The following is a 14,127-nucleotide window of genomic DNA, read 5'->3' as shown; positions in this document are numbered from 1 at the left end:
TCCAATCAGAACGACTTATAAAAAGACAAAATTTTTTTATATTTTGAGAGCTTTTGTCGACGATCCGGGTCAGAAGGGAAAAACAACAATGAGATACGCAACGAAAAAATTCGCCAGATCGCTTGAAGACTTTGGATATTTCTTATTGTTTTCCGGCTTTTTCCGGAATAATGCTTTTTAAAAAACAGGATGGCAGCGGCCATTTTTTTTTCAAACACATGAAGGGGCAGACTGTTTTTTTCACTTTGCCCTTCATGGTGAATGATTACGGCGTCTGGAATGTAACCCACGGCAAAACCATGTTTTCTTACGGAAAGGCACAAGTCAATGTCTTCACCATAAAGGAAAAAACGCTCGTCAAATCCGCCTATTCTTTTAATTAAACCGGCCCGGGCGATCATGCTGGCCCCCATGACCCAGGCGATATCGCCCGGAAGATTCTGCAGGTCTGCGGCTGCATAACGGGCACCGGGGTAAGTCTTCTCCACCGAGGGCTGGGGGGAACCGTCAGGGAAAATAAGAGCGGTTCCGGCAAGGCCGATATCCGTTGTTTTTTTCATGAAATCAAGCATAACGGCAATGGCTCCTTGGCAAACCTCTGCATCAGGGTTCAGAAAAAAAAGATAGTCACCTTTTGCCCGTTCTATTGCACGATTGTTGGCCTTGCCAAATCCTAAATTCTCAGTGTTTTGAATAAGGCGGACCCGGGGAAATTCAGTTTTTACCATGTCTGAACTGCCGTCCCTGGAATTATTGTCCACAACAAAAATTTCAGCCTGCCCGGCGAGCCTGGAATTTGCCAGTTCCCTTTCCAGGGACTTAAGACAGGCGGACAAAAGATCTGACGTATTGTAACTGACAATAATAACTGAAACTGAACATTCAACGCCGAAGTGCTGACCCGTTAATTTTGTATTTTCCATGATTAATACCTGACCTTAACCCGGCAGTAATTGGATCAGGAAGGCGAATGCCTCATCAGGTTCCGGCCGGGAAGCAATGACTCCATTTTTTGTATATGCGTATCGATTTCGTCACAAATCAGTTCCGGCGCAAGCCCATGAAGACAGGGCACCTTTTCAGTATCATCACAGCCCTTTTTGCTGCAGGGTATACACGACATGGAATGGGTCACAACCCTGTGGAGATCCCCCCTGGGTGCCCAATTCAGTGTCGAGGATGGTCCGAAAATGCTTACTGTAGGCGTTTGGACGGCTGTGGCGATGTGAACTGCGGATGTATCGATGCTGATGACCAAGCAGGCAAGTTGCAGCAGGCAAGCCATTTCCATAATAGAGGTTTTGCCTGCCATGTTGACATTGGGCAAACGGCTAGAATCGATAAGTGCCTGTGCACGGGGCCGTTCGTCGGGGGAACCTGTAAGCACAAGGTTGACATCATAAGCTGCGGCAAGATGTGAAAAAATATATTGATACTGCTGTGCGGTCAACTCCTTGTAGTGCCAGATTGAAAAAGGGTGGACAACCAGAATCGGTTTTTCAGGCTTTGGCAACAGATTTTTCAGTTTGGCAGTTACGGCTGAAAACCGTTCATTAGGGATAGAAAGGGCCGGGATAAGGGGCGATACGCAATTCAGATTTAATGGCTCAAGGATATTTAAATTATGCTGGGCCGCATATTGTCCGGTTTCGCTGGCAGGTTTAACAATATGGGTAAAGCACAATTCCCTTAAGCGGTCATCGTTCCCATGGCGGCCGATGCGTATTTGGGCCATGGAAACCGCCGAAAGAACAGCACCCCGGGTGCCGGTGCGAAGCTCAATGGACAAATCGAACCGTCTGAAAATCAAAGACACCAAAAGCTTCAACTGATGCCAAAGCCCCTTTGCCCCATGCTTATGCCTGTCCACCGGGAGGACCTGATCCACGGCATGATGGTCCTGGAGCAGGCCTGCAGCCTTTTCACGCACAGCCACCGCAAGATGGGCCTTGGGGAAATTGGCGCGCAGCGTCTCAATGGCGGGCAGAGTCAGGACAAGATCACCGATATCACCCAGCTGAATCAGCAGAATTGATTTTATATCTCTGTTTTCAAGGTTGATTAAAGGGCCTTTGACAATCATCTGTTTGGGGACATCCTTTTGCATGCCAGATTAAAAGTTTGTAGTATAGCGCAGCCTTATTTTTCTTGGCATCAGAGCGCAGAAAAGCTAGGCCGGACAGTATAAAATTAAGCAGGAAATCCACGGCAAGGCGGCAAAGAACCAGGGGCATATAAAGACCCGAAAGCAGTGGAAAGTGTTTGTTATAATAAATTTTCCGGGATTGGTAAAAAAGCTGTCTGGACTTAATGCTGTGGCCGACGCTTTGCCCCTGGAAGTGGTAAATTCCGGCCTGGGGGACCATATATGAGAACCATCCTTTTTGTCTCATGGTCAGGGCCAGGTCAGTCTCCTCAAAGAAAAAAAAGAAGGCTTCATCTAAAAAACCCGCTGCCGCCACAGCCGACATCCTCAAAAGGATGCAGGCACCGATACAGGAATCCACCTTGACAGGCGCATTTATCGCTGAACGCTTGCTTTTCCGGAAAGGTGACAGGGTATTGATCAGGCTTTCATTGACCAGCAGGGTGGCAAAGCCCGGGAAATAAGCAAAAGAGTTCTGTTTTGAACCGTCTTCGTTGAGCAGTTGCCCGCAGGCCACTCCGGCGTCAGCCTGTTTTTCCATGAAATCATAAAGGGCTTTTACAGCCCCAGGTGTCAGTCGGGTATCAGAATTCAACAGCAGGGCATATTTTCCCGTCACCTGGCCCAGGGCAATATTATTGGCTTTGGCAAAGCCTAAATTATACCTGTTTTCAATCACATGCACTTCCGGGAACTGCGCTTTTACCGCATCCGGGCTTCCGTCACAGGAGGCGTTATCCACCACCACGACCTCAACATCCAGTTCCCTGGTGGTGTCAAAAACACTTTCAAGGCAATTGAGCAACAGTGTTTTGGTGTTATAACTGAGAATGATGATGGTAATATCAGCCATGCTGTATGTATTTCTCCCAGACCTTTGCATGCTTTAAAAATATGTACCAGGTGGAATTAACGGCAATCACAAGGCCAGCCAGCCCATCCAGGAATCCACGCTTCCAGATATAACACTCCAAAAACTTGCCGGCCATATGGAAAAGGCCCCAGATCAAATACCAATTGCCCCTTTTCCCTGCATGGTCAGCATGGGTAGTTGAATAACTGTCTATGGTCTTAACCTGGTGGGAAATATTTTCATACACCCAGTGCAGAATATCGTTTGAAAGGGGCTTTACCTCGCCATCCACCACCAGCTTTTCGTGGAGCCCATCCCCCTGCCATCGGCCTTTAGACCGCCGTATCAATCTTATTTTCCTGTCCGGATACCAGCCACCGTGGTAAATCCATCGGCCAAGATAAAATGAGACTCTTGGCATTGAAAATGCACAGACCGTGTCATCGCAACATATTACGGCTTTCTGAATTTCCGCACCCAATGCCGCAGACAGGGCTTCGTCGCCATCCAGGCTGAGAATCCAGTCCGACGTGCATCGGTCAAAGGCAAACTGCTTTTGACGGGCAAAGCCAAGCCATGCCTGCTCAATAACCACCGCTCCCATGTCCCGGCATAACTGCTGTGTATTGTCTGTACTGCCCGAATCCACAACAACAACTTCATTAACAAAAGAGGCACTGGAAAGCATTTTCTCAATATTTTTTGCTTCATTTTTTGTAATGACGGCAAGGGAGATGGTCGATGTTTTCATGAATTTTTTATAAAAAAAGTATAAATACGCTGTTGAATTATGTTCATATCCAGTTGCGGGCCGGGATCAGATGTTGATAAACCCGGTCAACCTATGGCTGTTATTGCCGGGGCCAGGGACAAAAATTCTTGGTTTTCCAGCGGCTATGAACCCAGAAATACTGGTCCGGGTATTTCCTGGCCAGCGCCTCGATAGCCGCAGTATAATTCTGTGTGTTGATTTCAATATCCTTGATGGGGTCGCCGGTTTCTACCAGCGGGATTTCCGGCAAAATTTCAACGGTAAAATGCCGGTTTTTCCGGACCGTGTACATGAGCATCACAGGTGATTTTGTCTTAAGCGCCAGTTGGGCAAACCCTTTATGAGTGCATGCCGGATACCCGAAAAAATCCACGAACGGTCCCTGTCTCCAATCCACGTTCTGGTCCAGAAGAGACCCCACAATACCACCCTGTTCCAGTATGCTTTCCGCCCTTTTAAAAGCACCTTTCAAAGGAATCACCTCCACGCTGAAACGCTTCCGCCCTTCCTTGATCAGCCGGTCAAGGGGTTTAAAGTCCAGGCTCCGGTATATGGCGTATCCCTTGACGCCGGCAGGTTCGATACCGCCAATCAGCATTTCAAAATTGCCCAGATGGCATAACAGTCCCAGGACGCCTTTGCCCCGGGCATGAACCTTTTTGAGATGATCCGTCCCTTTGATGGTGAAATGGCTTAAAAATGTGTCCCGGTCAAACCGCAGGGTCCAGGCGAATTCGAACAAAATATTCACAATATTTTTATACACCTGTTTGCCAAGTATTTCGATCTGATCCGGCGTCATTTGATCGCCAAAGGCCCGGGTAAGATTTTCCAGGGTGATTTTTCGATGCCTTGCGTCGATCTTGAACCAGAGCAGGCCCAAAAGGTGGGCACAAAAATCAGCCAGCCACATGGGCAGTCTGCCCAGGGCCAGCATCAGAAGACGCAATAACCGATAAATCTGATCATCATTCATACATACATCTGTTCCGATTAAATTGTCATGGACGACCTGGCGCTGTGGCCTGCCCCAAGGTGTTGTCCCAAATAAATTTTTCAAGGCCTTGGGGATTGGAAACCCGCATTCGGATACCAATAACAGCAACCGTCACGTCCCTGAAGCATGCCGGATTTACCTTTACCCAGTCTTTTTGGGTTGTCAGGATACAATCAACGTTCAACGCCTTGGCCCGGGCCATAATCCGTTTAAAATCAGGCCCGTTATACCTGTAATGGTCGCAAAATTCAAGGTGGTCGGCAATGTTTGCACCCAGGTCCTGCGCAGATTGTGCAAAAGAGGCGTTCCGGGCCAGACCTGAAAACAGGACAGCGGTTTTCCCTTGCAGGGTCCAGGATTGAAACTCCTTTGTGTTATTATCGCTGCCGGCCGGAAACAATTGTGCCACAAAGGGCTCATGGGTGGAAAAAAAAACAGGCACAGAGGGCACGACTTTAATGATATCCTTTGCAAAGGATTGATGCCCGAATCCCTGAACCGCGTCCAGTTGAAATGCATCCCATTGAAATACATCCGGGGGACACCGGGTAAACACGATGGCATCAATTCTGTCCTTTGCCATGCAAAGCGTTTCACGCAACCGTCCTGCCGGGAGCATGCGTCCGTTCCCCAAAGGCTGGCTGTAGTCCAGAAGCACCAGGTTCAGGTCCCGGCCCAGTTTCAGATGCTGGAATCCATCATCGAGAATAACCGCATCAGGTGCAAAGGTTTTCAAAGCCATAAGACCCGCCTTGTACCGGTCTTTTCCCACCACCACGGGAAAGTTTTTTTCCATGGCCATCATATAAGGCTCGTCCCCGCAGGCTGTGGCATCCAGAAACACTTCCCGGCCGTCGGACACTACAGCAGCCTGTTTTCCTAACGTCCCCTTGTACCCTCTGCTGATCACCACGGGCCGCATACCTTTTTCGGACAACATCCGGGCCAGGTACAAGGCCATGGGTGTTTTACCGGACCCGCCCACGGCCAGGTTGCCGATGGAAATCACAGGGCAGTCCAGGCGCCGGGATTTCAAAAAACCGCTCCCATACAAGGCATAACGCAGTTTCACCCCGGCCTTGTAGACGCTTGCACAGCTGGCCAGCACCTGATCAAAGGAAAACGGTTCAAAGTGACCAGGGGTTTCCATGGTCTTCAATACCCGTTTTTCGATGCGGTTCAGCCAGGATTTAATCAAGGAACGCCTCCATCCGGTTTAAACAAGCATTTAGCGCCCCTGCGTTCTCTTTAAAAATTTGCCGGGCATTATATCCGGTGCGGGTGCAATGGTCAGGATTGCGCAGCATTTTTTCCAACTCACAGGACAAAGCCGTTTCATCTTCAACCTGGATGCCGCCCTTACCCTGGATAAACAATTGGGCCATTTCACGAAAATCCGTCATATGGGGCCCAAAAAACACGGGTTTGCCGAACATGGCCGGTTCCAGAAGATTATGCCCGCCCCGGGCCACCAGGGATCCGCCCACAAAGGCAAGCGTACAGACCGCATAGGCCCTGGCCAGAACGCCGATTGTGTTAAGAAACATGATATCCGCCCCTTGTTTGGTTTTCATCGGATCCAGGTAACATGCAACCCTGAATCCGGCCAGAGGCAATTCCTTGAGTAAAGCTGGACACCTGCCCGGATCCCGGGGCGCAATAACAAGTTTAAGTTCAGGATCTGTCTGTCTTGCCCGGATAAACGCCCGGACCACCATGGATTCTTCACCCGGATGGGTGGAACCGGCCATCCATATCCGGTCATCCGGGTAAAACCCCAGATCCCGGACAAGGCCTGAAATCTCTTCCCGGGACAATTCCGGACAGGGTTGATCAAACTTGATATTGCCGGTGACCTGAATGCGGTTCCCGGGCACACCAAGCTGTTCAAAGCCCGAAGCATCCTGCCGGGTCTGGGCCATGACACAGGAAAGCATTGGAAAAAACAAATTGGCCAGGGGTCCCATGCACCGGTACCCGTTTAAGGACTTGGGTGACAACCGTGCATTCACAAGGATCACAGGAATCCGTCGTTGATGCATGACAGATAAAAACCCGGGCCATAAATCCGTTTCCACCAGGCAGACGATATCCGGGAAAATCTGTTTGACCACCCGTATCACTGCGAACCAGATATCAAAGGGGAAATAACCCGCCGCTGTAACCGGGGAATCGGCCCGGCCCGGGTGCATCAGATCAAGGGCCCGCTCAAATCCGGTTTTGGTGGATGCTGTCAAAACAATATCATGGGCCGGGTATTTTTTTTTTAAGGCGGTTATCAGGGCAAGGCTTGAGTTTACTTCACCCACGGACAGGGCATGAACCCATATTCTGCGCGTGTTGTTTTTTTTTTCAGGAATTCTTGTAAATACCCCCAGACGCTGTAGCAGATTGGCCCGCCGTTTGGCTGAAACCATCCAGACAACAGGTAAAAAAGGCAGGCACAGGAAAAATACCGCCAGGGTGATGATATGGTAAAAAAAAATCATGATACCGGCATCATTCCGTCTGGATCAGATAGATACACCCCAGGCATAGGAAAACCAGGTTGCTCACCCAGGCGGCCACCACCGGCGGCAGAATCTTTGCGTAGCCCAAAGAGGCCGTGAACCCGAAGACAAACCAGTATAGAAAACAAAATCCCACGCCCACGGCAATGCCCAGGGGCAGATTGTTTTTCACAAAATCCCGCATGCCCGTGGCAGCCCCGGCCAACGCCATGATCACGCAGATAAAGGGAAAGGCCAGCTTTCCGTACATATCCACCTTGTAAGTGGTGGCGTCATACCCTTCGGCCGTTACTTTCTCTACATATTTTCTGAGTTCTGTATAACTCATTTCATCAGACCTCTGGGTCATCCGGTCAAGGTCATCGGGTTTCAGATCAAGGGACACAACCTTTTGGGGGGTTATGAATACATGATAATCATCAATTTCAGGATCATACGACTGCTCAATGACATCCTCCAGTATCCAGCGTCCGTTTTCATAATACCCCCTGGCCCCATCGGTACGCGACGCAATCTTGAACCCTGGTCCCATGGTGGTGCATGAGATGCCGGCCACTGTTTTTTTAGCTGGATCAAAAAAATTAATATGCACCAGGGCCCTGCCCGACCGGATCCAGATGTCCTCCTTCGCATGAACAATACCGCCGTTGCGGGACATCTCGCGGTATCGTATATGATTGGAACGGGCCATGGACACAGGAATCAGGGTTTCTGTCAAAAACAGCATCAAAAAAGCCAGAACACCGCCTGCCAGAATGGCCGGCTTCACCATGAAATAAACCGAGATCCCCGAAGACTTCAGGGCCGTGAGCTCACCGCTTCGATTCATAATGCCGAATACGGAAATAACAGCCAAAAGCAGTCCTGCCGGGGTAAGCTGGACAAACATATAGGGCAGTTTAAGCAGTACAAACCAAAGCCCCCGTGCAAAGGTGATGTCGGACTCAAGAATTTTATCCATATGGGACAGGTAGTCAATGAACACAAACAACACCATGACCAACGCCTGGATCATAATAAAAATTCTGACAAATTCCTTAAGCCAGTATTTGTGAAGGCACCGGATCATGGTTCTGTCCTTTTTCTGAGACGGACCACAATAATTGCCGGAAGGTTCTGTATCCAAAGGGGCAGACGCACGGGCCGCTCCTTGGCATTGCGTATCAAAAGAAAAATACCCGCACCCCCCATAACCACATTGGGCAGCCACATGGCGATCACCGGCGGATAATGGCCGGCCTCACCACCGGACCAGCCAATGGCCAGCAGCAGATAATAGAGAAGAAAGAAGCCTATCCCCATACCAAAGCCACTTGATTTTCTTAACGATATGGACTGGACCCCCAAAGGAAACGCCACTAATCCGAGAACAAGGCAGGCAAAGGGAATGGAAAATTTTTCATGCAGCACCAGACGCGCCTCACTATCCATTTCAGGTGTTTTAAAACCGTTTTGGATATGCTGGACCAGTTCATGCAGGCTCATTTCATCAAAATCCTTTTTCTCCTCTCTGGGCCCGTTTTTCTGCAGGGCAGTCAGGTCAATATTGATGTCATAATGCCCGAAATTAATATTGGTCACGGAATGGTCCTGAACATTGACCTGGTTGATCATACCGTCATACAGACGGATCGTGTATATATCCTGGTTTCCCTTGCGCACCAGGCGCCCCCTGGGCGCCGTGGAAATGGAGACCACATCAGCAGTCCTGCGGTCTTCAATAAATACGTCCGTCAGATCCCGGGTGCCCATATCCACATGGGCCACATAAATCATGATCCCGTTCAGCCGGCTGTTAAACTGGCGCTCCTGCAGTGCTGCGTCAATACTGGATCTGGCAAGTTCTATGGTTTTCACTTTCAGGGCCAGTTTGCCATTGGGAATCCCGTAAACCGTCATCCACATGGTGATAAAAAGGGCGATCACGCTGAATATCAGCACCGGTGGCAACAGTTTGTACAAAGACATTCCCGCCCCTTTCAGGGCGGTGATCTCATTTTCCCCGGACATGCGCATGATGGTCAAAAGCACGGAAATCATGGCTGACATGGGAATGGTAAATTCCATGAACCGCGGCAGGGTATAAGATATCAAAAGCAGGATATCCGTGATGCTGGAGTTGTAGTTAACCACCATATTCGTGATATCCGGAATCCGGGTCATCAAAAACACCGAGGTTAAAAAAAAGGTGCTTATGGCAAATGGCGGGATGAACTCAAGAAACAGGTATGTATGTATACGTTTGAAAACCTTCATCGCCTGGGAAAATATGATCTTCTGGACATTGTGTCAATAAAATCTCCAACAAAAATTACAATAAATCGTGTGTTAATGAAATAGTATTGTTTGCATTATAGTATTTTTCTGGTATGAAAACCAAATTATGAAAACAGTCATTGTGGCAAACGGAACCCTGTCTGAAACAGACGGGCTTTTATCCCGGATTCAACAAGCGGACATGGTTATTGCCGCAGACGGCGGGGCTGTTCATCTTCACCACATGGGCATTATTCCCCGGATTATCATCGGTGACCTTGATTCCATTCCCGAAAGCATCCTTTCATTCTTTAAGGAAAAACAGGTTGAAATTTTAAAGCATCCGGTACGCAAGGACCAGACAGATATGGAATTGTGCATGGAATATGCCATTAACCATGGATGTACAGACCTTCTCATTATGGGCGCCACCAGCACCCGGCTTGACCATACCCTGGCAAATATTTTCCTTCTGCGCAGACTTGCAGACCAGGGAATCCCCGCCACGATCTTTGATGCATATAACGATATTCATATTGTTGTTTCCCGCCTGACACTCACGGGCCGCCCCGGAGACCTGATATCCGTCATCCCGGTATCAGACCATGTTAAAGGGCTGACCCTGGAGGGGCTGGAGTACCCGTTGACGGATCAAAGCCTTTGCATGGGAACAACCATGGGTATCAGCAATGTATTCAGCCAGGATACGGTCGAAATCAGTCTTAAGTCCGGCACCGTACTGGTCATCAAACCCAAGGCGGAAAATTGACCACCTGCCCGTCAGGAGGCTTTGGGATTCTTTTTTTTGCCGGTTTCTCCTTCAGCGGTCTCCTCCTTGCTTGGTACAGCAGTATGTTCAATGATAAATTCTTCCACCTTGGCGGCAGATAAGGCAATCACCACATGATCAATGACAACGTCTTTGATTAGTCCGCCAATATAGGGATTGAGTACCTCCCTGATCTTTTCTCTCTGAACTTTGATGCGATCAAAATCAGACACATCATCATAGGTCAAAGAAGACAGATACATGATGGCGGCATCCCTGGCCCTGGGATGAAATTGGGGCACAGGCTGCTCCGGCATCAGTTCCATAAGTTCCAAATGCATACTCAGACACAGGTAGCGATCCTGGGTGTTGGAAGAATATTTATTCAGATTAACGGCATAGGGCGCCATGGTAACAATCGTATTGACTGCGCCAGATCCCTCTTTCTCCTTCTGGAGACTTGTTTTCTTCCATTCTTCCTTGCGGCCGTCTTCGCCCTCAAGGACCATGAGATAGTCGCTGAGTTCAATCACCTTGTAAAAACGGGTGTCATTTTTTTTCCAGATTTTGTCGATATCAGACGCCACGACGGTGAAAATGAGCTGGTTCTCATTCCAAACCCAGGTACCGCTGGCTGTTCCCTTGGCATCAACAATTTTGGAGGTCACATCTGCAATCCTGACCGAAGAGCTCCACGTACCTTTAATATTCATGGCGATGAGAGTATAGGTGCGGTTCCTGTAGTGAACCCAGTTACCCGGGATCAGATCCATATCCTTTTTTTCTTTTTCTCCGCCGCATCCTGACATACCGGAAAGGACCATGAAAAAGAAAAATATGCCCGCGCAGACAATAGCACACCGCTTCAAATTCACTTTTTTAACCTGTTGTTCCATGGCATTTACCCGAAGAATTGACATTGAAATTCGTTTGATTTCCCATTTGCACTTATGCCTGCACAGGCTACCATGGTCGATGTTACGGGTCAAGCAGGACAAAAACCATTGGTGCTTGCCTCCTGGCCGGACAATAGTATACAATACCGCCTTAAAACTGTATATCATCAAACTAATTTTAAAAAATTAATTTAAGAATACTTAATTTAAGAATATATATAATCATGACCGAAACAAAACTCAGCAACCAAAGATGTCAAACCCTTTTGATATCAATTCGCAAAATCATCCAGGCAGTTGACATTCATTCCAGAAAGCTGAACAAAGAATTTGGTCTGACAGGCCCCCAGCTTATTGTGCTCCAGCAAATTTCGTCCCATGGTCAGATTTCCATTACCCCGTTATCCCGGGCCACAAGCTTAAGTCAGGCAACCGTAACAGATATCACCAAGCGCCTTGAGGCCCGTGGATACATTGCCCGAAAACAAAGAGAGGATGACAGGCGGGCTGTCAGCCTTTTTCTCACAAAAAAGGGTCAGGATATTATCCAGAATCTGCCACCGTTACTCCAGGAAAAATTCACGGAGCTGTTTTCCGATATTGAAGACTGGGAACAGATGATGATCATAAGCGCCTTTGAGCGGGTGGTCAGCCTGATGGCCGCAGACAAGATTGAGGCATCTCCCATCCTGGTTACAGGCCCCATCCGGCAGAATACAAACGGTTAGGAAAAATTCAATGACACATGCAACCCTGTTCATCCAGTGCATTGTGGATGGTATGTACCCGGAGGTAGGAGAGGCCATGGTCAGCCTGTTCCAGCGCCTTGGCATCACCATGGACTACCCGGAAAATCAGACCTGCTGCGGCCAGCCCTCGTTCAACGCGGGATACCGGAAAGAAGCGGCAAAGGCGGCAAAGCATTACATTGAGACCTTTGAAGATTCTGAAACCATTGTCTGCCCGTCAGGCTCCTGCGTTTCCATGGTCCGGCATCACTATCCCGAATTATTCGAAAATGAGCCGGCGTGGAAAGCGCGGGCCATTGCCGTGGGAAAAAGAACCTTTGAACTCACCGAGTACCTGGTTGACGTGCTCCATATCGAAAACACAGGTGCCTATTATGACGGCACCATTACCTACCATGACTCCTGTCACCTGAAACGGTATCTTGGCGTGGCAGCCCAGCCCCGTACACTGATCAGCCAGGTCAGGGGCGCCACGTTTGTGGAGATGAAGGGTTGCGACACATGCTGCGGTTTTGGCGGTGCGTTTTCAACCAAATACCCGGACATCTCCACGGCCATGGTCAGGGAAAAAGTAAAAAACATTCTTGATTCGGGAGCCGATGCCGTGGTGGGCTGTGATATGGGATGCCTGATGAATATCAAGGGGTATCTGACCCGCAACACCCTCAATGTCAGGGTAATGCACATTGCCCAGCTCCTGGCAGGCAAAAAGGCAGGTGCGGTATGAGCCACGATGCCGCCACAAAAAAATATGCACAAAATGCCGCATCAGCCATTAAGGATGAGATCCTGCAAAAAGCCTTAAATAAAATTCAGTCCGGCCTGGGCAAGGCCACGGCCCTTTCCTATCAAAACCTGGACGAAGGCCCGGACCTGCGCCTTGCCGCCCATGACATCCGGGAGAAAACCATCAACAACCTGGATGTTGTGCTGACCCGTCTGGCAGCCAAAATCCGGGAGAACGGCGGAAGGGTTTATTTTGCCCGGACAGGCGAACAAGCTGTGGAATACTGCCTGAAGATAGCCCGACAACACCATGTCAAGCAGGTGGTCAAGGGCAAGTCCATGGTCACAGAGGAGATTCGTCTGAACCCGGCCTTTGAAGCCCGGGGCATTGAAGTCAACGAAACCGACCTGGGTGAATACATCATACAGCTTGCCGGAGAAAAGCCCTCCCACATCATTGCGCCGGCAGCCCATAAAACCCGGCAGCAGGTGGGCAGACTGTTTGAACGAAAACTGGGCGTGCCCTATACCGAAGACCCGCCGGAACTGACCCGGATTGCCAGAAAAGCCCTGCGTGAAAAATTTCTCACCGCAGATATGGGGATTTCCGGCTGCAACCTGGCCTGTGCCCAGACCGGCCATATAACCGTGGTATCCAACGAAGGCAATATTCGCATGGCCACCACCCTGCCCAAAGTGCATGTGGCCATCATGGGCATGGAGCGGGTGGTGCCCAATCTCGAGGACCACGACATCCTGTTCCGCCTGCTGTCCCGGGGAGCTGCGGCCCAGAAACTGGGCGGATGCGTATCCTACATCGGCGGCCCGGCCGGCCCGGAATTTCCCGACGGTCCGGAAGAATTTCACCTGGTTATCCTGGACAACGGCAGAAGCCGAATCCTTGCAGATCCCAAATTCAGGGAAATTCTGTGCTGCATCCGCTGCTCGGCCTGTCTGAACGTCTGCCCGGTTTACGGCAAAATCGGCGGGCATGCCTATGACGCCACCTACTGCGGTCCCATCGGGGCTGTACTCACACCGCTGATGGAAGGCATGAACCAGGCAAAAGACCTGTGCCTGGGCGAATCGTTATGCGGTGCCTGCCAACAGGCCTGCTCGGTGAATATTGATTTGCCCAGAATGCTGCTTGAACTGAGGTACCGGCTGGCATACGGCGATGATCAATGGGAGACCCAGCCCGTTAGTGTCGCGGAAAAAACCATCCACCAGGCCTGGGCATTTCTGGCCGGGCACCCTGCCCTGTACCGGGCCTTTCTTAGGACCTTTGCCCTGGGACAGAAAATATTTCCCACATCCAGGGGCATGATTACCAAAATGCCGGGACCTGGTGCGGGCTGGACCAGATCCAGGGATATACAGCCGCTTTCCCAAACCCCTTTCCGAAAACGGTTTAAAAAGCTAAACGCTAAAAAGGCCCATGGTTGAGGACTTA

General features: G+C 49.7%; 14 protein-coding genes. 4 read left to right on the top strand and 10 right to left on the bottom strand.

The annotated features are described in order from the left end of the window. Positions 1-5: 5 nt before the first annotated feature. The 9 genes from Q366_RS12320 to lptF form a co-directional block, all read right to left on the bottom strand. A complete protein-coding gene (locus tag Q366_RS12320) occupies positions 6-923 on the bottom strand; it encodes a glycosyltransferase family 2 protein (RefSeq protein ID WP_051958022.1) in 918 nt (305 codons plus the stop codon). A gap of 35 nt (positions 924-958) precedes the next feature. Beyond that, positions 959-2,083: a glycosyltransferase family 9 protein gene (locus tag Q366_RS12315; protein WP_035239336.1), complete on the bottom strand. Its 1,125-nt coding sequence runs from the start codon at positions 2,081-2,083 to the stop codon at positions 959-961. Further along, on the bottom strand, positions 2,052-2,999 hold the full coding sequence (locus Q366_RS20370) for a glycosyltransferase family 2 protein (protein ID WP_051958021.1): 948 nt from the start codon (positions 2,997-2,999) through the stop codon (positions 2,052-2,054). Before Q366_RS20370 ends, Q366_RS12315 begins: the two co-directional genes overlap by 32 nt. Continuing rightward, positions 2,992-3,750, bottom strand: a complete 759-nt coding sequence (locus tag Q366_RS12305) for a glycosyltransferase family 2 protein (RefSeq protein WP_035239334.1) — start codon at positions 3,748-3,750, stop codon at positions 2,992-2,994. Before Q366_RS12305 ends, Q366_RS20370 begins: the two co-directional genes overlap by 8 nt. A gap of 100 nt (positions 3,751-3,850) precedes the next feature. Continuing rightward, positions 3,851-4,747, bottom strand: a complete 897-nt coding sequence (locus tag Q366_RS12300; protein WP_035239333.1) for a lysophospholipid acyltransferase family protein — start codon at positions 4,745-4,747, stop codon at positions 3,851-3,853. A gap of 25 nt (positions 4,748-4,772) precedes the next feature. Continuing rightward, a complete protein-coding gene (gene lpxK / locus Q366_RS12295) occupies positions 4,773-5,966 on the bottom strand; it encodes a tetraacyldisaccharide 4'-kinase (protein ID WP_035239330.1) in 1,194 nt (397 codons plus the stop codon). Then, complete coding sequence (locus tag Q366_RS12290; protein WP_035239329.1) at positions 5,959-7,257, bottom strand: 3-deoxy-D-manno-octulosonic acid transferase; 1,299 nt, start codon at positions 7,255-7,257, stop codon at positions 5,959-5,961. The genes lpxK and Q366_RS12290 overlap by 8 nt, the downstream gene beginning before the upstream one ends. A gap of 10 nt (positions 7,258-7,267) precedes the next feature. Next, positions 7,268-8,347, bottom strand: a complete 1,080-nt coding sequence (gene lptG / locus Q366_RS12285; RefSeq protein ID WP_035239327.1) for an LPS export ABC transporter permease LptG — start codon at positions 8,345-8,347, stop codon at positions 7,268-7,270. Next, positions 8,344-9,534, bottom strand: coding sequence for an LPS export ABC transporter permease LptF (lptF, locus tag Q366_RS12280; protein ID WP_035239326.1), 1,191 nt, complete (start codon positions 9,532-9,534; stop codon positions 8,344-8,346). The genes lptG and lptF overlap by 4 nt, the downstream gene beginning before the upstream one ends. Before the next feature lie 127 nt (positions 9,535-9,661). On the opposite strand from lptF, the gene Q366_RS12275 reads away from it, so the two are divergent. After that, positions 9,662-10,303: a thiamine diphosphokinase gene (locus Q366_RS12275; protein ID WP_035239325.1), complete on the top strand. Its 642-nt coding sequence runs from the start codon at positions 9,662-9,664 to the stop codon at positions 10,301-10,303. A gap of 11 nt (positions 10,304-10,314) precedes the next feature. Here Q366_RS12275 and Q366_RS12270 read toward each other — a convergent pair whose 3' ends face one another. Further along, positions 10,315-11,223 (bottom strand): flagellar basal body-associated FliL family protein, encoded by a 909-nt coding sequence (locus tag Q366_RS12270; RefSeq protein ID WP_245619955.1) that lies wholly within the window; start codon positions 11,221-11,223, stop codon positions 10,315-10,317. A gap of 200 nt (positions 11,224-11,423) precedes the next feature. Between Q366_RS12270 and Q366_RS12265 the strand changes: the two genes are divergently transcribed. Genes Q366_RS12265 through Q366_RS12255 form a run of 3 tightly spaced genes read left to right on the top strand, consistent with a single transcriptional unit; the run spans position 11,424 to position 14,120 of the window. Continuing rightward, positions 11,424-11,927, top strand: a complete 504-nt coding sequence (locus Q366_RS12265) for a MarR family winged helix-turn-helix transcriptional regulator (protein WP_035239324.1) — start codon at positions 11,424-11,426, stop codon at positions 11,925-11,927. Between the two features lie 10 nt (positions 11,928-11,937). Further along, a complete protein-coding gene (locus tag Q366_RS12260; protein ID WP_035239321.1) occupies positions 11,938-12,675 on the top strand; it encodes a (Fe-S)-binding protein in 738 nt (245 codons plus the stop codon). Beyond that, positions 12,672-14,120: a LutB/LldF family L-lactate oxidation iron-sulfur protein gene (locus Q366_RS12255; RefSeq protein ID WP_035239318.1), complete on the top strand. Its 1,449-nt coding sequence runs from the start codon at positions 12,672-12,674 to the stop codon at positions 14,118-14,120. Before Q366_RS12260 ends, Q366_RS12255 begins: the two co-directional genes overlap by 4 nt. The last annotated feature ends 7 nt before the right edge of the window (positions 14,121-14,127 follow it).

It is taken from the genome of Desulfobacter vibrioformis DSM 8776 (assembly GCF_000745975.1).
In the GTDB taxonomy this organism is placed as follows: Bacteria; Desulfobacterota; Desulfobacteria; order Desulfobacterales; family Desulfobacteraceae; genus Desulfobacter; species Desulfobacter vibrioformis.
Note: the sequence above shows the minus strand (reverse complement) of the source record. Positions and strands in the feature narration are given on the sequence as shown.